At 69.7% G+C, this 20,531-nt stretch carries 11 protein-coding genes and 1 pseudogene; 4 read left to right on the forward strand and 8 right to left on the reverse strand.

Going from position 1 to position 20,531, the window contains the following annotated elements:
• Nucleotides 1–138: 138 nt before the first annotated feature.
• Nucleotides 139–3,528 (reverse strand): S8 family peptidase, encoded by a 3,390-nt coding sequence (locus OH809_RS01210; RefSeq protein WP_406415504.1) that lies wholly within the window; start codon nucleotides 3,526–3,528, stop codon nucleotides 139–141.
• A gap of 582 nt (nucleotides 3,529–4,110) precedes the next feature.
• On the reverse strand, nucleotides 4,111–5,139 hold the full coding sequence (locus tag OH809_RS01215; protein WP_406415506.1) for a TrmB family transcriptional regulator: 1,029 nt from the start codon (nucleotides 5,137–5,139) through the stop codon (nucleotides 4,111–4,113).
• 582 nt (nucleotides 5,140–5,721) lie between these two features.
• Here OH809_RS01215 and OH809_RS01220 point away from each other — a divergent pair.
• Nucleotides 5,722–6,843 (forward strand): PP2C family protein-serine/threonine phosphatase, encoded by a 1,122-nt coding sequence (locus OH809_RS01220; protein WP_406415508.1) that lies wholly within the window; start codon nucleotides 5,722–5,724, stop codon nucleotides 6,841–6,843.
• 237 nt (nucleotides 6,844–7,080) lie between these two features.
• Here the strand turns inward: OH809_RS01220 and OH809_RS01225 are convergent, their stop codons facing one another.
• The gene (locus OH809_RS01225) at nucleotides 7,081–7,959 is read right to left on the reverse strand and encodes an IclR family transcriptional regulator (protein ID WP_406415510.1); all 879 of its coding nucleotides are present in this window, start codon (nucleotides 7,957–7,959) and stop codon (nucleotides 7,081–7,083) included.
• A gap of 172 nt (nucleotides 7,960–8,131) precedes the next feature.
• Here OH809_RS01225 and OH809_RS01230 point away from each other — a divergent pair.
• Nucleotides 8,132–8,311 (forward strand): annotated as a pseudogene (locus OH809_RS01230) (helix-turn-helix domain-containing protein); the annotation flags it as partial.
• 129 nt (nucleotides 8,312–8,440) lie between these two features.
• Here OH809_RS01230 and fabF read toward each other — a convergent pair.
• The 5 genes from fabF to OH809_RS01255 all read right to left on the reverse strand — a co-directional run bounded on the left by fabF (nucleotide 8,441) and on the right by OH809_RS01255 (nucleotide 14,427).
• Nucleotides 8,441–9,703: a beta-ketoacyl-ACP synthase II gene (gene fabF / locus OH809_RS01235; protein WP_406415511.1), complete on the reverse strand. Its 1,263-nt coding sequence runs from the start codon at nucleotides 9,701–9,703 to the stop codon at nucleotides 8,441–8,443.
• Nucleotides 9,704–9,781: 78 nt separating this feature from the next.
• Nucleotides 9,782–10,030, reverse strand: coding sequence for an acyl carrier protein (locus OH809_RS01240; protein WP_406415513.1), 249 nt, complete (start codon nucleotides 10,028–10,030; stop codon nucleotides 9,782–9,784).
• 74 nt (nucleotides 10,031–10,104) lie between these two features.
• Complete coding sequence (locus tag OH809_RS01245) at nucleotides 10,105–10,917, reverse strand: IclR family transcriptional regulator (RefSeq protein ID WP_406415514.1); 813 nt, start codon at nucleotides 10,915–10,917, stop codon at nucleotides 10,105–10,107.
• Between the two features lie 214 nt (nucleotides 10,918–11,131).
• Entirely contained in the window at nucleotides 11,132–12,160 is a 1,029-nt protein-coding gene (locus OH809_RS01250; protein ID WP_406415516.1) for a hypothetical protein, read from the reverse strand.
• A complete protein-coding gene (locus OH809_RS01255) occupies nucleotides 12,157–14,427 on the reverse strand; it encodes an MMPL family transporter (protein WP_406415518.1) in 2,271 nt (756 codons plus the stop codon). Before OH809_RS01255 ends, OH809_RS01250 begins: the two co-directional genes overlap by 4 nt.
• A gap of 359 nt (nucleotides 14,428–14,786) precedes the next feature.
• Here OH809_RS01255 and OH809_RS01260 point away from each other — a divergent pair, with 359 nt between their 5' ends.
• Nucleotides 14,787–15,488, forward strand: coding sequence for a TetR/AcrR family transcriptional regulator (locus tag OH809_RS01260; protein WP_406415520.1), 702 nt, complete (start codon nucleotides 14,787–14,789; stop codon nucleotides 15,486–15,488).
• Nucleotides 15,489–15,784: 296 nt separating this feature from the next.
• The gene (locus OH809_RS01265) at nucleotides 15,785–20,461 is read left to right on the forward strand and encodes an aminotransferase class I/II-fold pyridoxal phosphate-dependent enzyme (protein ID WP_406514814.1); all 4,677 of its coding nucleotides are present in this window, start codon (nucleotides 15,785–15,787) and stop codon (nucleotides 20,459–20,461) included.
• Nucleotides 20,462–20,531: the final 70 nt, after the last annotated feature.

Genomic DNA, 20,531 nt, shown 5'->3' on the forward strand with positions numbered 1-20,531 from the left:
GCTGCGAACCTGCAGATCAACTCATATGCGCCGAGTTCTGACACGCCTGGGCTGCGCCCTGATGATCAGGGGTGGGGCAGCGGGTGGCCGGCCGGGCGGGCCTCCCGTTGCGGGAGACCGCCCGGCCGGACCATGTGGTTACCGGACGTCGTGGGCGCGGGTGATGGTCTGGGTGACCGCGTTGCCGTTGGCGTCGGTGAGGGTGGCCTTCATCGTGACCTGCTTGCCGGAGGCGCCGGTGTGGTCGAGGACTGCCGTCCACTTGCCGTCCCGCTGCTCGGTCGGCGCCTGGGTCCAGGTGGTGCCGCCGTCGTAGGAGTAGGAAAGCGAGGCCGCCGTGATCGCGCCCGGGGTGTACCCGGCGTGGCCCTCGACCGACAGGCCGACCTTGATGCCGCTCTGCGCGGGCAGGGTGTTCATGCCGTCCACCGGCACGTCGTACGCCGGGAAGAGGAACGGCAGGCCGCGCGAGTAGACGTCCGGCTCCAGGTGGGAGCGGAAGCTCCAGGTGGTTTTGACAGCGGTGGAGCGCAGCCAGTTCCGGTCCGAGGTGTCGATCTTCTCCAGGTTCTGGGTGAGCTCGTACGCGGAGTCCTCAGCCGGCACCTTGAACACGGCGTACGGGTAGGTGCTGGTGGCGATCTGCTCACCGTTGCGCTTCAGCACCAGGTTGCCGAGGTCGCCGAACGATCCGCCGTAGGACCAGTGGTCGCCGGAGGCGTCGAGCCAGAGCGCGTTCTGGAAGCCGATCAGGTCGCCCTGCCGCTCGGCGGTCAGCATCAGCTTGCCGTCGGCGTCGCGCGGCGCGGCCGGCCGCAGGGGGCCGCCGTACCACTCCTCGGCACGCCGCTCTCCGGCCCGGTAGGTGCGCTCTTGGTCGCTCATGAACGCGGCAAACGGGAAGCTGGTCATCGCGCCGTGGTACCAGGCGTCGTCGCCGGTCGTGTAGTAGGCGGTGCGGGTACCGGGCACGTGAACGGAGCCGAAGGGGCTCACGGGGACGTAGGCGCCGCTGCTCCCGGAGGGGCGGATGAACATCGCGTCGATGTAGTCGGCCTCCTTGCCCATGGCGTTCCAGGTTTCGGTGACCTGGGCCAGCTTGGAGTCCTCGGACTTGTAGACCTGGTCGGACTGCAGCGGACCCTGGGTCGGGAACGACAGGTTGTAGACGTAGGGCGAGCCGTCCTCGGAGCCGGTCGCGCGCCAGGTGGGCCGGAACTCGAAGGTGCCGTTCTCGGCACGTCCGTCGACGTCTGCGTAGAACTTCTGGACGGTGTTGCCGGCCATGAGTGATCCGGATATCTGCCAGGTGTCGTCCCACGTGCGGGCGTAGCTGAGCGTGGTGTTGTTCACCGTCGAGGGGCGGTCGGTGTGCAGGCTCAGCTGGTGGGCCTTGCGGGCGTCGAGGACGACGGTGGTGTCATGGGTGATCCGCAGCTGCGGGTTCCCGAGGTAGCTGATCGATTCGGGCTTGTTGTTCGCGTCGTAGCTCGCCACGAAGCTGCTCAGGGCATAGTCGCCCGGGCGCACGCTGTACGTCTGGGTGGTCGCACCCGCGTTGCTGCGGCGCTCGCCCTTGTCGGTGTCGAGGCTGACCAGGTCCAGGGAGGTGGGGCCGGTCGCGGGCTTGCCATTACGGTCTATGACCTTGACCCGGAGGGTGACCGTCTCCGGCTGGACGTAGAGCGTGACGGGCACGGAGACGTGCGCATCGCCGCCGGTGGCCAGGATCCGGCCGGTGACAGCGCCGTACTGGCCGGCCTTGAGGCGGGCGGTGGGGTCGATCTGCAGCGGCACCTGGGCGGTGGCCCCTGCGGGGACGGTCACCTTGCCCTGTTCCAGCTTGATGGTGCCGGAGTTGACGTCGCTGCCGTCGTTGCCATGCACGCCGCTGAGCTTCAGGCTCAGGGTGATGTCACTGCTGCTGGTGTTGGTGAAGGGCACCTGCACGGTGGTGCGGTCCGAGGCGTCCTGCGGCCAGTTGTAGCTGCCGGCCTGGACAGCCGGTGCGGAGAGCACCTGCTGGTCCACCGCGGTGGCCACGTCGAGGACGCCGCCCCCGGTCTCGTCAGCGCCGGCGACCTTGCCATCAGTGCGGGCGGAGGAGACCAAAGAGGCCTTGACCTGCTGCGCGGTCCAGTCCGGGTGGGCCTGGCGGACGATGGCCGCAGCACCGGCGACATGCGGGGTCGCCATGGAGGTGCCCGACATCGTCTGGTACGCGTATGTGCCGCGGCCGCCCGCGGCCGCCGCCGAGATGCCGACGCCGGGGGCGGCGATCTCGGGCTTGAGGGTGTGGGTGACAGCCACGGGACCGCGGCTGGAGAACCACGCGGTGGTGTCATCGCGGTCGACGGCGCCCACGGTCAGCACACCGGGGACACAGCCCGGCGAGGAGACGGTCTCGCTGCCCGAACCCAGATTGCCGGCGGCAATGACGAACAGGGTGTGCTTGTTCTGCGACAGCTCCTTCGTCGCCGCGGCCAGCGGGTCGCCGCAGTCACCGACCGCGGAGTTGCCCAGGCTCATGGAGACGACGTCGGCCTGCTGGTCGACGGCCCACTGCATCCCCTCGATGATCCAGGAGGTCTGCCCGTAGCCGGAGTCGTTGAGGACCTTGCCGATGAGCAGGTCGGTCCCGGGGGCTACGCCCTTCTTGCGGCCGTCGCTGGCCGCTCCGGAGCCGCCGACCGTGGAGGCGGTGTGGGTGCCGTGCCCCTGCCGGTCCTTGACGCTCTGGGAGTCGGTGAAGTTCTTGGACGCGGCGATCCGGCCCGCCAGGTCCGGGTGCTCGGCGTCCGCGCCCGTGTCCAGCACGGCGACCTTGGTGCCCTTGCCGTCGTAGCCGGCCGCCCAGGCCTCCGGCGCGTGCACCTGCGCGGTGGACCGGTCCAGGGTGGCCTCGACCTTGCCGTCCAGCCACAGCTTCTTCAGCGTGGAGGCAGAACGTGAGCGGGGGTTGGTGACGTCCTGCCAGAAGGTGGCGGCAGTGTCCTTGCCGGCCTTGAGCGCGACGCCGTCCACAGCCGGGAGGCTCAGGCCTCGCTCGGCCCCGCGAGGGGCCGCCGGCGCGCTGTCGGCAACGTTCACACTGTTCTGGTAAGTGGCGATGAGTGGCAGCGTGTCGGTGTGTGTGTCGTCGTATCCCTGGCGGATGAGCCCAGTGACGTTGAACAGCTGCTCGTCGACCTTGCCCTCGGCAATCGCCTGGGAGGCGTCCTCCGGGTAGACGTAGAGGTCCTTGCCCCTCTGATAGGTCTGGACCATCGGCTGCGTGCCGTCCTCGCGGGGCAGCACAGCCGCCGAGCTGTGGCCCGACCTGTCCGTGGTCACCAGCACCTTGTCGCCGGTGACGAGCGTGACCGTCACCCGCTTGCCACCCGTTGCCGTGGTCCCGCTGCCGACGATGGGCCGCTTCCCCGAGGCACCGTCAGGCGGCGTATCCGCCGCCCCGGATGGCCCGACCGCGGTCACGGCCAGGACCGCGGCGGTCGCCGCGCCCAAGGCTGTACGCGTTATGGGGCGCATGAGTCTCCCTACTTGACGCCGTGAACATGCCATTCCGCAGCCTGGCAGACACACGGATCGTGTAGGGATGCTGCGTGTGACGGGTTTCCCGCATGTCGGTTTTCCGTCACGCGGTCACATCAACCGGTTCGTCAGCTCGTTGGGGCTTCGGACCTGGCAGGTGGGGGTTCACAACTGCTGGGCAAGCACAACGTTTTGGCGAACGTGGACACGATGGGGTGAACGGTGTGACGAGCTGCGGGTATGCCCGGCGGGGTGTGCGTAGCGTTCTCGGTGCGATCTGGGACGCCGGGTGGGCGTCAGCAGTCGGGGCCCCCGTGTCACCAGCGAGATGGTTCGGGGCCTCCCCGTCGCCTCTGGCCACACCCACATGGCCAGGTCGTAGGAATTCCGCCCGCCCGGGACGGACCGCATACGGGATATGCGTCGCCGACCGGGACGCGAAAGCGGAGTACCAGTGCGCCCAAGACCGTTCGGGGCGTACCGGTGAGCCGGGACTCACTCCTGCTCACTGCCCAGGAACGGTGACCACCCACAGACGGAGACACCTCGGCCCTCAGGCCGAGGAGGAGGAGGAGGAGGTCAAAGCCAGCCCGCACGTGCGGCGTGCCACCCGAGTTGCAGGCGCGAATCCGCTCCGGCGAGGTCCATCAGACGGCGTGTCCGCCGCTCCACGGTGCGTACGGAGAGGCCGAGCTGGGAGGCCGCCCGCCGGTCGGAGATCCCTGCCAGCAGCAGGGCGAGGACCTCCAGTTCCCCCTCGGTCGGCTGCTCATCGGCTGCCGGCTCCGCGCGCACACCCGTGGTGGTGGCGTACAGCGGCCGGGCCTGGGCCCATTCCTTCTCGAAGAGATGGACCAGTGCCGTCAGCAGGCCGCTGCGGTGCACCACGATTGCGCTCGGCTCGTCGCCGGAGTCCGCCATGTCCAGTGGCACCATGGCACGCTCCCGGTCCGACACGACCATCTTCAGCGGCAGCGAGTCGACCAGGCGGAGCTCGAGGCCCGCCGTGACGGCCGCCCGCACGTCCCGCGCTACGTCGTGACCGTCGAGATAGTCCTTGGCAGCCACAACCCGGAAGTCGACTCCGCGGTCCAGCGCGGAACTCTCCGACGCGTCGGCATCCTCGCGCGGCACCGCGATGGGCGCGCCGACAAGGAAGACGAGCAACTCCCGCTGGGCGCCGCGCTGCAGTTGGTGGAACCGGTGTGCGACCTGCTCCACACCGACGACCACCTCCACGACGCTGCCCGCAGGGTGTGCGGCGGTACTGCGGTACTGCTCGGTCAGCATCGAGAACGCGGTCTCGGCCCGGTGCAGCGCGTTGCGCTGCTCGACGAGGAGCGGGGCCAGGGCCACCGAGGGTGGTGTGAGCCGGTAGCGGGCGGACTGGAGGCCGGCCCCGCAGTCGGCCGAGTCGGGTGCCCCACTCTCGGCCTCGGTGGCGACCGCGACCAGCCCACGTGTCGCCAGGTCGAGCAGGATGCGGGCGGTCTCGGCCTTCTCGATTCCGGTCTGCCGGGCGAGGTCCTGCGCGGAGGCTGTCGGGCGGGCCAGCAGTGCCGTGTAGATGGCCTCTTCGGCCGGGCCCAATCCCAGTGCCTGCAGCATCCAGCTCCCCCTCGGGCGGCCGCCGTGTCTGGCCTTGGCGCAGCTCGGGTGGACCGAGCGGATTCTTCTCAGCCGACCCTATCCCGCTGTCAGGGTGTCGCCGTTGGCAGCTGCCTGTTGTGCACCCCACCTGGGATGTCCGGACCGGCCTCCCGGGTGGGAGACACCGCGCAACGAGGGCTCCGCGACATGGCTGGTGCTGTGATTCGTGCCCTGCACGCTGATCTGGCGACCACGCTTGAGCGGCGTGCGCTGCCGCCGAACCGGTGGGTGCGTCCCGACAGGGACGTTCGTGGCAGGCACCGTCACAGTCCTGACCGCCCCACCGGCCCGGCGTCGGCCATCGACATTTCTGAAGGCTCGGACGGGGGCGACCGTGCCCCGGATGACCCGAGTCTTCGACCCGCGGCTCCGCCACCGGGCGTGACCAGCGGATGCGCCCGGGTCGAAGGTGTACACGGGCCGCTCACCTTGCACGTAGTGCTGGTCACCGCACAGGGGACATCGTCCGGCGGGGCGCGGCTCACCCACGGCCGGGCCTGCCTACCGTACGGGGAGTACACCACCTGACCGGGAGGTCCCGTGCCCCGTAAGCATCCGAAGAGTTTCGCGCGTCCCTTCGAGGCCATCGAACCACCGCGCGACGCCGAAGTAGTGATCGGCGTGGCGTCAGTGACGGTCCTGGTGGTGGCCCTCGGTGCCCTGTCCGAGTCCCCGGTGTGGCTTCTCGGGCTCCTTGTATTCCTGCCGGGGACGGCGTCCGCGCTGTGCACCGTACGCCAGACGAAGTTCGTGTCTGCGTGGACCACGCTTGTGGTCATCGTCACCGTGCTGGTCCGGCACGGTGACGGGCGGTCGTGGCTCGACAGGATCCTGATGATGCTGCTCACCGTCGCCATGGGCGCGGCCTCCGTCTACGCCTGCCACCGTCGTATCCACCGCGAGCACGAGATGCTGCGGCTGCGCTCCACCGCCGCAGCGATGCAGCGCCACATCCTGCGCCCTCTGCCTCTGCTCACCGACGACGTCCTGGTCGACGGCGTGTACGAGCCCGTCCAGGAGGACCGGCTCATCGGCGGCGACATCTACGACGTCGTCGTCTCTCCGTGGGGAACCCGGGTTCTGATCGGCGATGTCCAGGGCAAGGGCCTGCCCGCGGTCGGCGCCGCGTTCGCCGTCATCGGCGCCTTCCGTGCGACGGCCCACCGGGAGCCCACCCTGACCGCGCTCGTCGATGCCCTCGATGCCTCTGTCGTACGGCACAATTCCTACGCCGCGCAGACCGGCGACGACGAACGGTTCGTCACGGCCCTCATCGTCAACGTCGACGCGCACGAAGAGGTACAAGTCATCAACTGCGGGCACATTCCGCCGCACCTGCTGCACGACGCCACCGTCATCACGCCGGCCCTCGGCTCCGGCGTCCCTCTCGGTCTCGCCGAACTCGCCGCCGAACCCGCGACCGTCGACTGGTTCGCCTTCCCACCCGGCGCGACGCTACTGCTGACCACCGACGGGCTCACCGAGACCCGCTCTGCCGACGGCACTTTTTACCCCGTCGCCGAACGCCTCACCGAGCGCGTGTCCCTCTCCCCCACCGACCTGCCGCGCGCCCTCTACGACGACGCGCGCGCGTTCGCCGGGGAGGGAGGCCAGCACGACGATGTGGCGGTCCTGTCCGTCCGACGGTCACCGCACCGCTGAGCGCATCGCAGCGCACGTCACGCAATCGACGGTTACGCCCGCCACCTGCGGGACGCACTCCCGCACGCCACGTTGCTCGCCTTCACCGGCACCCCGATCGTGCTGTGCAAGAGCGTGAGCCGGCGGGACGTTCCCGCGGAGCGGGTCGGTTGCAGTGGGGTGACGGCCTGGCGGCGTCTGCGGGACTGGACCGGGGCCGGGGTATGGCGGTCGCGCCGACGCGACGGCTGTGAACCGTCAACTCGCAGGAGAGCGGGCCTTTGTTGGGATTCCGTCAGAGCAGACACGCGGGAGCTCGGGGCGGGCCGCGTCGGCGGGTACGTCGTAGTCGTACGGGTTCGGTTGCCCGGGGAGCGCCTGCTCGTCGAGCCACCAGTCCGGTCCGCGGGATGCCTGGACGCGCCGGGAGACGGCCTCGGCCGCGGCGAGGACCGGTGGCGCGAGCCGCAGCGGCCGGAACGTCTCGACGGGCGTCACCACGCCGACGGCGGCCACCACGGTGCCCAGCGCGTCGCGGATCGGGGCCGCCAGTTCGGCCGTCTCCGGCGAGACGGTGCCGACGGTCACCGCGTAGCCCTGCCGCCTGATCTTCGCCAGGGAGTGCTGCAACTCCGCGCTCCCCAGGCCGGTGACCGGCTGGTCCGCTGCTCCCGCGTTCGCGTGGGCCAGCAGGACCAGGCCCTGCGCGGTGGTGTGCAGCGGCTGCCGTCGGCCCCGGGCGCCCGGGGCGGACGCATGGCCGGGGTCACGGGAGACGAAGCTCAGGCAGACGGTCTCGTCGCCGTCTCGGATCGTCAAGAGGGCGGCGGCCGCGGTCTGGCTGTGCAGGTCCACCAGGGCGGGCTGCGCGATCTCCGAGACGAGGGAACAGCGCAGAGCGAGTGTGCCCGTCTCCCACAGCCTGAGGCCGATGCTGTACTGCCCGTCCGCCGTCCGACCCAGGGCACCCAGTCGGTGCAGCTTGGTGACGATGCGGTGGGCGGTGGCGACCGGGAGCCCGGAGCGGCGGCTGATGCCGCTGAGCGTCAGGACGCGGTTACGTCGGTCGAAGGCGCTCAGGACGCCGAGCGTGCGGTCGACAGCCGAGCGTTCGGGGACGCTGGGGTGAGTGGTCATCCCGTCGACTTCCCTTCATTTGTCCAACTCGTCTGCGCGCCAGACGTGTTCTGGTAGCGGGCGATCAACTCCCCATAATTGAAGCCTCAGGTGAGCAAAGAAGGGTTGATTACGGAACGGCCATGGTCAATTCCGTAACGCTACCGATCCCCGTCATTCCGTACACCCCCGCCTGCCGGCCGTCACCGGCAAATCCACCAAGGATCTGATAGACGCCCGGGCGGCCCTGGAGGCACAACGGCTTCTCGTGCACGCGGACTGGGGAATCGGTGTCATCGCGCATGATCTCGGGTTCACCGAAGTGACCAACTTCAGCACGTTCTTCATGCGCCGGGTGAATGTGCCACCGGGAGCTTTCCGGCAGGACCCGACGGCACGCACCGCCCTGCCCTGTTCGGTATTTCGGCATCGGCGCATTGCGGCACACGGGCAGGCGGCACACCGCGAGGGTGTACCGCCTGCCCGGAAACGTGCGGTTTCGTCACACCGTACGGAATGCCAGTACCACGTTGTGGCCACCGAATCCGAAGGAGTTGTTCAGGGCGGCTATGCGGCCCTCCGGGAGGGGGCGGGGCGTGTCGCGGACGATGTCCGCGTCCACGTCGGGGTCGGGATTGTCGAGGTTGATGGTCGGCGGGGCAAGGCGGTGCCAGAGCGCGAGGACGCTGGCGACGGTCTCGACACCGCCGGCGCCGCCCAGCAGATGGCCCGTCATCGACTTGGTGGCGGACACCGCGAAGTGGTCGGTGTCGTCGCCGAACACCTTGCGCAGGGCGAGGATCTCGGCGACATCGCCCTTCGGGGTCGAGGTGGCGTGCGCGTTGACGTGGACGATCTCGGCGGGCTCGAGATCGCTGGTGTCCAGCAGGCTGGTCAACGCGGCGGCAATGCCACGGCCCGACGGTTCCGGCTGGGTGATGTGGTGGCTGTCGGCAGACAGGCCCTGGCCGACGGCCTCCGCGTAGACCTGCGCCCCGCGCTGGGCCGCATGCTCGGCCGCTTCCAGTACGACGACGCCGGCGCCCTCGCCCATGACGAAGCCGTCACGGTCGGTGTCGTAGGGGCGGGAGGCGGCGGTCGGGTCGTCGTTCCGCTTGGACATGGCCATCATGTTGCCGAAGGCGGCCATGTTGAGGGAGCAGATGGCCGCCTCGGTGCCACCGGCGATGACGACGTCGGCGCGGCCGGTGCGGATCATCTCGATGGCGTAGCCGATGGCCTCGGCGCCCGAGGCGCAGGCGCTGATGGGGCTGTGCACACCGGCGCGGGCGTTGACGTCCAGACCGACGTTGGCGGAGGGAGTGTTGGGCAGCATCATCGGGATGGTGTGCGGGGAGACCTTGCGGGCGCCCTGCTCCTTGAGGATCTCGTACTGTTCGAGCAGCGAGGTCACCCCGCCGATGGCGGAGGCGATGACGACGCCGAGCCGGTCGGGGTCGACCGAGGCGTCCTCGCCCGCCTGGCCGGTGAATCCGGCGTCGCCCCACGCCTCGCGGGCCGCCACCAGGGCGAGTTGGGCCGTACGGTCGAGCTTGCGGGCCTGAGGTCTGGGCAGGACCTCCGTCGGCTCCACGGCGACCTCGGCGCCTATGCGTACCTGGACCTCGGCGGTCCAGTCGTGCGTGAGCTGCCGGACCCCGGAGCGGCCGGCCATCAGGCCCTCCCAGGTCGAGGCGCTGTCACCACCGAGCGGGGTGGTGGCGCCGACACCGGTTACGACGACGGTGCGGTCGATCGCTTTCACAGGAATCACTCCACGTCTGGATGGGGGAATTGCCGGACGGAGCGGCGGCTGCGGGGCCACCGGTCGGTGAGTGCCTGGTCAGCCCTGGTTGCTGAGGATGTACTCGACGGCTTCGCCCACGGTCTTCAGTCCGTTCGCCCGCTCGTCGGGGATGGTGACCCCGAATCTCTCCTCGGCGGCGACGACCACTTCGACCATGGACAGCGAGTCGACGTCCAGGTCGTCGGCGAAGGATCGCTCCATGACGACGTCCTCCAAGGGGACCCCGGTGATCTCGTTGACGATCTCGGCGAGCCCGGCGAGGACTTCTTCCTTGGTGACGGTCATGTACTTCTCCCTATCAGTAGTTTTATTTACTTGCGCGAATTAATTTCGTGAACACGAAGGCAGTTCGGGTGTTTTTAACGACTCTGCCGGGCGGGACGTCTTCGTCTCTTTTCGCCCTCGGGGCCGTGCAGGGCCGCGAACCGTTCGGATATGAGTTTGGCGGTGGTCAGTACAGGTTTGGCGCGTTGTGTTGCATCGCCATTTTCCGTGCCGGTAATGAGGGAGATGGCGGCGATGACGGCTCCGGTGCCGTCGAATACGGGGGCTGCGACACTGCAATAGTTCTCGTTCATCTCACGGTCGCATATCGCGTATCCCTGCCTTTTCGCCCGGTCGACATGGGCGCGCAGGACCAGCGGGTCGGTTTCGGTCCACTTCGTGTATGCGTGCGGATCCTGAGCATAGAACTCTTCCTGCATTTCGGGGCTCGCGTACGCGAGGAGAACCCGTCCGGAGGCGGCCGAGTAGAGCGGGAAACGATTTCCCACACTGCCGGCGCCGCGGCAGGACGCCTCGCCGCTCCACACGCTCTCCAGGCAGATTCCCTCCAGCTTGTCCTGGACGGTGAGCGCCACCGAGGCGCGCGCATGGGCCTGGAGTTGCAGCATGTACGGCATGGCCACGGCGCGGAGCGCCGAGTACTGCGGGGCGAGTAAAGCGATTTCCCAGAGCTGCAGACCGATACTGTAGCGACTTCCTTCTGTTCGCTCCAGAGCCCCCCAGGAGAGAAGTTTTTTCACGATACGGTAGGTGGTCGCCACCGGCAGACCGGATCGTTGGCTGATATCGCTCATCGTAAGGGTACGGTCCCGGAAATTGAAGGCTTCCAGAACACTGAAGGTGCGGTCGATGATAGAGCGGTCTCCGCTGACTTGCGGGGCGGGCATCCGGCAGACTTCCCTTCACATTCAAGGCGCAGGCTCCGGTCGAGAACCAAAAGAATTGTTGCATCCTTGAGTAAACTCGGAAAGAGAAGCAGGGGAATTTTAAAAGAGCCGCCATAATTGTACGCGTGCAGATGTGAATTTCGATGTGCAGATGGGAATTCCGTCCGCACGGGGCTGACGGAATCCGTCGGCCCCGTGCCGGTCCCGCTCGCGCTCAGGCGACGGAGGCCGGTGCCCCCGCCTCCTCCCGGCGCGGGTGCCGCGGCCGGAGCGCCGGGTCGGTCGCCGGGAAGCCCACCCGGAAGAAGACCAGGGGCCGCTCCCCGTCCTCGGCCCCGCACAGCTCCGCGAGGTCGTCGACCGTGCCGGGACAGTCGATGACATGGCTCTGCGGATGGACGTACACGCCCTGCTGGAAGAAGTGCAGCCATAGCCGGGTGACGAGCCGCCCCGCGCCGACGTCCCGCGCCGGGTCGCCGCCCTTGCCCAGGATCACCAGGACCGCGCCGTCGCCGCTGGTCGCGCTGGAGGAGAGCACGGTGAGCAGCCGGACCAGGCCCAGCGGGCGCAGCAGCCGGTAGACGACGGGGGAGAACAGCACCCGCATCGCGGAGCGCTCCGCCCGGTTGAGCACAAGCATGACGTCGTTGAGACCGTCCTGCCGGTACTCGGGGCGGCGCGGGTCCAGCCGGGTCCACGCCAGCAGTTCGGCGGCAATCCCGGCGTGGCCGAAGAACCAGTGGTACGCACGGACCAGCAGCGGCCGGGCCGCGGCCGTGGACACCACGGCCACCCTGAACCCCGCCTCCCGGGCGGTCTGCTGGGCGGCCCCGATCAGCGGCAGCTCCACCTGCCGGGTGGACCAGGGCCCGCGCCACACACGGCGGCCCTCGACGTCGGAGACCTTGTACGCGGTCGTACGAGGCGTTCCGGCGGGCCGGAGCCGGCCGACCCGGGTGGCCTCGGCGTCGTGGTCGGATTCGAATTCGAGCGGGACGCCCGCCTCGGCGGCGCAGATCAGCAGGGTCTCCACATAGGTGCCCAGGGAGAGCCGCAGATCGCGGTGGGAGGGGTCGCTCGGGCCGAGGGCGTACTCGGTGCGCCAGCCGACCTCGACGTGGTCGGTGTGGTAACGCAGCTCCCACGGCTGGGTGTTGTGTGCGTTGGCCGCCCGGGCCGCGGTGGTCGCGATTTCCCGCAGCCGGTGCAGGGAGCCTCTCTCTTCGCTCTCGGTCGTGGTCATGGCAGCAGTCCCGTCTTCTCGCGGTGGCTCGCGGTGGTGGTCTCTTCCGTGCGGGGGGCGGCGGTGGCCGGTTCCTCCTCGGCCGACTCCTTGATGCCGAAGCGGCGGTGGAGGGCCTTGAGCGGTGCGGGGGCCCACCAGTTGTAGGGGCCGACAGCCCGCATGAACGCCGGCACCAGCACGCCGCGTACCAGGAAGGCGTCGATGACGATCGCGAGGCCGGTGGCCAGGCCGTACATCTTGATCAGCGAGACGCCGGAACTGAGCATCGCGAAGAAGGAGACCGCGAGGATGGCCGCCGCGGCGGTGATCACCGGGCCGCTGCCGCCCAGGCCCTCGCGGATCGAGCCGGCCAGGTTGCCGGTGTGGTCGTAGCGCTCCTTGATGCGGGCGACCAGGAAGACCTCGTAGTCCATCGACAGGCCGAAGGCGATGCAGAACATCAGCACCGGCATCGACACGGCCAGCGGCGATGGTGTGAAGCCCAGGGCTCCGGAGAGATGGCCGTCCTGGAAGATCCAGACCGTCGTGCCCAGGATGGCGACCAGGCTGAGCGTGTTGAGCAACAGCGCCTTGAGGGGCATCAGCACGCTGCCGGTCAGCAGGAACAGGAAGAGCAGACTGAACAGGCCGATCAGGACGATCGCGAGGGGCAGCTTGCCGGCGATGGAGTGGGTGATGTCGACGAGCTGGGCCGCCTGGCCGCCGACCAGGATCTCGGCTCCGGCCGGCGGGTCGACCGAGCGGATGTCCCGGGCGAGGTCGCCGCCCTTCTCCGAGTAGGGCACCAGGTCCGTCTCGACGAGCAGCCGGACCCCATCGCCCTTCTGGAACCCGGCCGCCGTCTGCGCGGGCAGGTCGGTGACCTTGCTGCCGTCCGTGTAGACGCCGGCCGTGCTGGTCACTCGGGTGACCTCTGAGGTCTTGGACAACTCGGCGGTGTAGTCGGCAAGTTGGGAGGCGGAACCCTTCCAGTTCGTGGAGACCACGTTGAGCGCGCGGTCGTCGCCGGCGACGAAGTCGTCCCGTACCGCCTCAGTCACCACACGGCTCTCGACGTCCTTCGGCAGCACCCGCTCGTCCGGCACGCCGAACTGGGCGCCGCCGAACGGCACGGCCATCACCAGCAGCAGCGCGACGACCGGGGTGGCGAGCAGCGCCGGACGCCGGAAGGCGAGGGCGGCGAACCGGCCCCAGAAGGTGTCCGCCGGGGGGCGGGGCGCGGTGCGGCGGCGCCGGCGGAGGGCGAGCACGTCGATCCGGTCGCCGAGCAGGACGAGCGCCGGGGGCAGCAGGAGCAGCGAGCCGAGGACCGCCAACGCCACCACCGCGATGCCCGCCATGGCGAAGGAGCGCAGGAAGTACTGGTCGAAGACCAGCAGCGCGGCCAGGGCGGCGCCGACCACGGCCCCGCTGACCAGGACCGTACGGCCCGCGGTGGCGCGGGTGACGCGCAGGGCTTCGGCGTTGGTGCGGCCGGCCGCGCGTTCCTCCCGGTAGCGGGTGACGATGAGGAGGCTGTAGTCGACGGAGAGGCCGAGCCCCAGCGCGGTGATGAGGTTGACCGCGAAGACCGACACCGAGGTGAACTGGGCAGCCACGTTCACGGCGGCCAGCGCTCCGACGATGGTGAGCACCGCCAGCAGCATCGGCAGCAGCGCGGCGATCACTCCACGGAAGACGATGACGAGCAGCAGCAGAGTGATCGGGATCGCGATCGACTCGGCCGCGACGATGTCCTTCTCGACCTGCTTGTTCATGTCGTTGTTGATGGCGGTGATGCCGCCGAAGGAGACCGACACGGCGCCGTCGGGGTCCGACAGCTTCTCGTGCAGATCGTCGGCGGTGTGCATGCTCTCGTTCTCGTCGCCGTCGACCCGCACCAGGATCAGACCCGCGTCACCGGAGCGCAGCGTCTTGTCGGGGGTCTCGAAGTACGAGGCCACGACCCGCGCGGACGAGGTGTCACCGATCGTCTTGTCGATGTCGTCGGCCTTGGCTGCGGCCCGCGAGCCGTCCACCCCGTCCTGGGCGTCCTTCACCAGGATGACGAGGTTGGGCTGGCTGTCGGGGAACGAGCGCTCCAGGGCCGAGGCCGCGCGCACGGAGTCGGAGCCCGGATCGTCGAAACCGCCCGATTTGAGATTGTCGAGCACACCGGCGCTGGCGGCACCGCTGATGAGTAGGAACAGCAACCCCGCGAACAGGGTGAACCACGGACCGCGGCGATTTTTCCGATCGCTCCCGGAGGGCACCGAGGCAGCCATCGTACGGATCCTTTCTGCTACTTCTGCTAGGAGGCGATCAAGGGCGAATGAATCGCCCGTGAACTCCTATGGGGTGGTGCGGTTCGGATGGGGCTCGTGATGCGGAATCCCGCCCGGATCCGTCGACACGGCGAAGCGCACTGTCGAATTCGGGGGATTCGCCGGGGGTACAGCTTGTTATTCGATCCGGCCTGGTCGTTTTGTTTTCCTCCGGCCGGGCATTGGCGGCGGGCCAAGTCGGCGAAGGGTTCAGAGAGCAGCGCTCTCGCTTGAGTGCAGTGTTACACCGAGCGGTGGCCCGAAGCAAGAGCACTGCTCTTGTTATTGGTCACTGCACCGAACGGTGGCAGACTGTTCACATGGGTGTCATTCGAGGAGCCAGGGAACGCGCACGGGCCGAAGTCACCAAGGCGATCAAGGACGAGGCCCGCAAGCAGGTCCTCGCGGAGGGCGCCGCCAGGCTGTCCCTACGGGCAGTGGCCCGGGAGCTGGGCATCACCTCCTCGACCCTGTACCGATATTTCCCGAGCCGCGACGAGCTCCTCACGGCGCTCATCGTGGACGCGTACGACGCCATCGGTGCGGCGGCTGAGCGGGCACTCGGGAAGTCCGGGCCGGCCGGCTCAATCGAGGAGTGGATCGCCGTCTGCCAGGCCGTTCGCCGCTGGGCGCTAGCCCATCCGCACGAGTACGCGCTGATCTACGGCTCCCCCGTGCCGGGCTACTCCGCCCCCTCGGACACCGTCGGCCCGGCCTCCCGGGTCGTCCTCGTCCTCTTCTCCATCGCAGCGAGCGCCCACGCGGCCGGCGCGCTGGAGGTGCCGGCCGCGGCGGGCCCGGCCGCCGACGGCATCGGCCCCGACGCCCGGCAGATCGTGCGGGAGTCCGGCCACGAGCTGTCCCCGGCGGCCGTGCCACAGCTGGCCGCCGTCTGGGCGCAGCTGTTCGGACTGCTGAGCTTCGAGGTCTTCGGACGCTTCGACCGGGTGGTCGACGCCCGCGACGATCTGTTCGACCAGGCGGTGCTCGGACTGGCCCGGCAGGCCGGCTTCAGGCCGTAGAAGCGTCCCAGAGACGTCGTAGAGGCGTCGTAGAGGCGCAGTAAAGGTGATGAAGGCCCTGTGGAGACGCCGAGGTGACCCGATTCACCAGTTACGGGCGAGTAGCTTTTCCGCTGGATGAGAAGCAGGGTTGTCCGGTCCGTCGCCGGCTCATGAGACTTTGAATCCCGACGTCAGGAAGACATGGCAGTAACCGCGCTCACGGTGATTCCCGGAGATTTTCCGTCGATGCCACCGCCGTGTATTTCTGCCGTCGTACCAAATTCATCAGTCAACGTTTGATCGAGGTATCGACCATGGCTGGTATAGCTATTGTTGGCATGTCGTGTCGTTTTCCCGGAGCCACGAACATCGATGAGTTCTGGGAAATGCTGATACGCGCCGAGCCTCAGTTTTCCGAGGTGCCGCGAAGCCGCTGGGACCACTCCGCCTACTACCGGCCGGGAGATTTCCGGGAGCCGCACAGCGTTTACACCGACCAGGTGGCCTTCCTCTCCGAGGTCGATCAGTTCGCACCCGCGCACTACGGCATCCCGCCGCGCCGCGCCCGCACCATGGACCCGCAGGCGAAGCTCTTCGTCGACCTGGCCCGGGAGGCCCTGCAGGACGCGGGTTGGGAGCGGGACGGCTTCGACCGGGCCTCGACGGGTGTGTTCGCGGGTGTGACCTCGCTGGACCACCGCGATGTCAGTGTCTCCAGGATCAGCGCCAATCTGCTCGCGGACGGCTCGCTGCACGACGACGAGGGCGACCCGGAGCTGATGGCCGCCCTGCACGACGCGACCGGTTCGTCGCTGATGCCCATGAACCCGTTCACCATTCCGGGCTGTCTGGCCAACATGGTGCCGTGCACAGTGAGCGAGGTCTTCGATCTCGGTGGCCCCTCGCTCTCCGTGGACGCGGCGTGCTCGTCCGCGCTTGTGGCGCTGGACGCGGCGGTCCGCAGCCTGCGCTCCGGGGCCTGTTCCACCGCCCTGGTGGGCGGGGTCTACCTCAGCCTCTCGCCCACCCCGCTGGTCGGTTTCGCCCGCTCCGGCGCCCTGTCCCGGGACGGGGTGTGCCGCCCGTTCGACGAGCGCGCGGACGGCTTCGTGCTCGGTGAGGGCGGCGCCCTGCTGGTGCTGCGCCCGCTGGAGGACGCCGTCGCGGCCGGTGACCGGATCTACGCCGTGGTGACCGGGGTCGGCTCCGCCAACGACGGCAAGGGCGGCGGCCCGATGACCCCGCAGGTCACGGGACAGCTCGCCGCCCTGCGCGCCGCCTACCGGGACGCCGGAATCAGCCCCGGCGAGATCGACCTGCTGGAGGCGCACGGCACCGGCACACCGGTCGGCGACAGGACCGAGATCGAGGCGATCCGGCTGCTGCGCGCCGAGTCCGGGCAGGCCGGCCCCTGCTATGTGGGCTCTTCCAAGGCGCTGATCGGCCACACGCTCTCGGCGGCCGGCGCGGCGGGCCTGGTCAAGGCGGCCCTCGCCATCCACCACGGCGTCGTACCGCCGCAGCCCGCCGAGCACCGGGTCAACGACGCCCTGGCATTGGGCGAAGCGTCGCTGCGCCTCACCACCGAGCAGCGGCCGTGGCCCAGGGAGGGAGCGCGCCGGGCCGCGGTGAGTTCGTTCGGCTTCGGCGGCACCAATGTGCACGCCGTCCTTGAGGGTACGCCCACCGAACCCGCCGACCAGGCCGAGGAGTCGGCGGACACGCCCTGGCTTTTCCTGCTCTCCGCCGGGTCCGTGCCGCTGCTGGCCCGCCACGCCGCGGAGGTCCGGGACGATGTCGCCGCCGCCCCGGAGGCCACACCCGCCGCGGTGGCCCGGACGCTGGCCGCCCGGGAACTGCTCACCGCGCGGCTCGCCGTAGTCGCCGCCACCCGCGAGGAACTGCTCGACCGCCTCGACGTGGCCGCCCGCCGACTGGCGGAGGGCGGCCTCGGCGAGCTGGCCCCGGGCATCCACGCGGCGGACAAGCCGCTGCCGCCCGAGGAGCGTAAGGTCGCCTTCGCCTTCCCCGGCCAGGGCTCCCAGCATCCCGGCATGCTGGCCGATCTGGTGCGCCGTTTCCCCGTACTGGCCGAACGTGCCGCCGAGTTGACCGCGCTGATGGCTGATCAGAACGACGCGCTGCCCGATTCCCTCGCCGAGCTCTTGTGGGAGCGGGAGCCGGACGACGCCGAGGCGCAGGCCGCCCTGATGGTGACCGACATGTGCCAGCCCAGCCTCGGCATCTGCGGGGTGGCCACCACCGAACTGCTCGCCGCCTGCGGGGTCGAACCGGACCTCGCGGTCGGACACAGCGTCGGCGAGTTCCCGGCGGCGGTCGCGGCCGGCGCGTTCGCGGGACCTGACGCGGTCGCGTTCATGGCACGGCGCGGCGCCGCCCTCGCCGCCGCCGTGCCGCCCGGCACGGGCGCCATGCTCGCCGTGCAGGCACCGGTCACCGAGGCGGAGCGGGTCGCCTCCGCCGTGGAGGGGGTGTGGCCCGCCTGTTACAACCACAAGGGCCAGCTGGTGTTCAGCGGCAGCGTTGAGGCAGTGGACCGGCTGCGGGCGCACTGCGCAAAGGAGGGTGTCGCGGCGGTCCGGCTCAAGGTCTCGCACGCCTTCCACTCCCCCCTCGTGGCCGCGGCCGACGAGGCGATGGCCGAGACGATCGCGTCCCTGCCTCTGACCGGGCCGACCCGGGCCTTCGTCTCCAGCGTCAGCGGCCTCACCTGCGAACAGCCGGACCATATACGTGAGTTGTGGGCCCGGCACAACACCGCCCCGGTCCGCTTCACCCGCGCCGTACGGTCCGTGACGGACGCCGGGGTCCGCTTCCTGGTGCAGATCTACGGCGGGGACACCCTGCTGCGGATGGCCCGCCAGGACGAGGCCGGCACCGCGCTCACCCTGCTCCCCCTGACCGCCAACCGGCCGGACGGCGGCCGGGCCCTGCTGACCGCCCTCGGCCGGCTCGCGGTGGCCGGCGTCCCCGTCGACCCGGCGCCGCTCTTCGCCCGGAACACCTCGCCGCTGCTGTCGCTTCCGGTGTCCCCGCTGGAGACGGCGGCCTACACCGTACGCACCGGTGGGGACCGCAAGCGCCCCGCCACCTCCCCTGGTGCCGCTCCGGCAGCCGCACCCGTGCCGAGCATCCGCACGGTCATTCCATCCCCCGTCCCCACGCACCCGATCGGAGAGCCGAGGATGAGCGGTCTCATCGAGTTGATGCACGCCCAGTTGTCCCTGCTCCAGTCCTGCAACGCCGCAGCCGACGCAACCGGGGAGCCCCACCTGGACCCGGCCGCCGAGGAGCGGCTGATTGAAGCCGCGCTCGCGCCCCGTCCCGCGCAGCACGTCCTGGTGGCCGAACCCGTCCGGGTACGGGAGCTGCCCAAGCCCGCGGTCGCCGCGGACGAAGCGGCGGTGCGGGTGTTCGCCGCGATCTCGAAGGTCAGCGCGTACTCCGAGGACTTCCTGCGCGCGGAGCACGTCTTCGCCACCGACCTCGGCTTCGACTCGATCATGCTCGCCGACCTCACCGCCCGGCTCCGCAAGGAGTGGCCCGGCCTGGAGGTGCACGTTGCGGACGTGGTGAACATCGCGACCATCGGAGAGCTGATCGCGACGGTGCAGAGCCGGTTCGGATCGGCATCCGCGGCACCGTCGCCCGGCGCGGTCGCCGCCGTCGCGTCACAGAGCACGGCGGCCATACCCGCGCAGCGGGCGCACGCCCCGGCCGCATCCGCCGCTCCCGCAGAGGCCGTACGACCGGCCGTGGACCGTGAGCAGACCGCCGACGTCCGGGTCTTCCCCGAGGTCCTCGCCTCGCTGGAGCGGAGCCGGGTCGCCGAGCAGGCGGGGGTGCGCAACCCCTACTTCCTGCCGCACGAGGGCACCATCCGGGACACCACCCGGGTCGACGGCGAGGAACTCATCTCGTTCTCCAGCTACAACTACCTGGGCCTGTCCGGCCATCCGATGGTCGCCGAGGCGATACGGGAGGCCGTCGAGCGGTACGGCTCTTCAGTGTCCGCCGCCCGCATCCTGTCCGGCAACCGCCCGTTGCACGAGGAGCTGGACCGGGCCCTGGCCGACCTCATCGGCGCCGAGGATGCGTTGACCCTGGTCAGCGGTCACGCCACCAATGTCACCGTCATCGGGCACCTGATGGGCCCCGACGACCTGATCGTGCACGACGCGCTCGCCCACGACAGCATCCTCCAGGGCTGCCGCCAGTCCGGGGCCGCACGCCAGCCCTTCCCGCACAACGACACGGCCGCCCTGGACCGCATCCTCACCAACGTCCGCGACCGCTACCGCCGGGTGCTGATCGTCGTCGAGGGCGTGTACAGCATGGACGGCGACACCGCCGACCTGGCCGCGCTGATCGCTGTCAAGCAGAAGCACGACGCCCTGCTCATGGTCGACGAGGCGCACAGCATCGGCGTGATGGGCAAGACCGGCGGCGGCATGGCCCAGCACTCCGGGGTGACGCCCGAGGACGTCGACGTCTGGATGGGCACGCTCTCCAAGTCCCTTGCGAGCTGCGGCGGTTACGTGGCCGGACGGCACGAACTGATCCAGCACTTCCGGTACACGCTGCCGGGCTTCGTGTTCAGCGCGGGCCTGCCACCGGCCAGCACCGCCGCCGCGCTGGCCGCGCTGCGACTGATCCGCGAGGAGCCCGAGCGGGTCACCCGGCTGCACGACAATTCGGCGCTGTTCCTGCGGCTCGCGAGCGAAGCCCGGGTCGAGGTCGGCACCAGCGGAGGCACCCCGATCGTGCCGTGCATCACGGGCGACTCCATGAAGGCGCTGCACCTCGCCGACCGCCTCTACAACCGCGGGATAAGCGCCAACCCGATCCTGCACCCGGCGGTGGAGGAGCGCCTCGCCCGACTGCGGTTCTTCATCACCTCCGAGCACACGGAGGAACAGATCACGGCGACCATCCAGATCCTCGCCGAGGAGCTGGCCCGGCCGTTCTGAGACGGAGCCGCTCCAAGGCCGCCGGCGGCCCGTTTCCGCAGCCGTCGGCGGCCAGGAAGCCCCCGGGACC

The organism is Streptomyces sp. NBC_00873, from assembly GCF_045207415.1.
GTDB lineage: Bacteria > Actinomycetota > Actinomycetes > Streptomycetales > Streptomycetaceae > Streptomyces.

Excerpts from the sequence above, each read along its gene's own strand:
- OH809_RS01210 (WP_406415504.1), bottom strand. The coding sequence starts at position 3,528 with ATGCGCCCCATAACGCGTACAGCCTTGGGCGCGGCGACCGCCGCGGTC.
- OH809_RS01215 (WP_406415506.1), bottom strand. The coding sequence starts at position 5,139 with ATGCTGCAGGCACTGGGATTGGGCCCGGCCGAAGAGGCCATCTACACG.
- OH809_RS01225 (WP_406415510.1), bottom strand. The coding sequence starts at position 7,959 with ATGACCACTCACCCCAGCGTCCCCGAACGCTCGGCTGTCGACCGCACG.
- OH809_RS01240 (WP_406415513.1), bottom strand. The coding sequence starts at position 10,030 with ATGACCGTCACCAAGGAAGAAGTCCTCGCCGGGCTCGCCGAGATCGTC.
- OH809_RS01245 (WP_406415514.1), bottom strand. The coding sequence starts at position 10,917 with ATGCCCGCCCCGCAAGTCAGCGGAGACCGCTCTATCATCGACCGCACC.
- OH809_RS01250 (WP_406415516.1), bottom strand. The coding sequence starts at position 12,160 with ATGACCACGACCGAGAGCGAAGAGAGAGGCTCCCTGCACCGGCTGCGG.
- OH809_RS01255 (WP_406415518.1), bottom strand. The coding sequence starts at position 14,427 with ATGGCTGCCTCGGTGCCCTCCGGGAGCGATCGGAAAAATCGCCGCGGT.
- OH809_RS01260 (WP_406415520.1), top strand. The coding sequence starts at position 14,787 with ATGGGTGTCATTCGAGGAGCCAGGGAACGCGCACGGGCCGAAGTCACC.
- OH809_RS01265 (WP_406514814.1), top strand. The coding sequence starts at position 15,785 with ATGGCTGGTATAGCTATTGTTGGCATGTCGTGTCGTTTTCCCGGAGCC.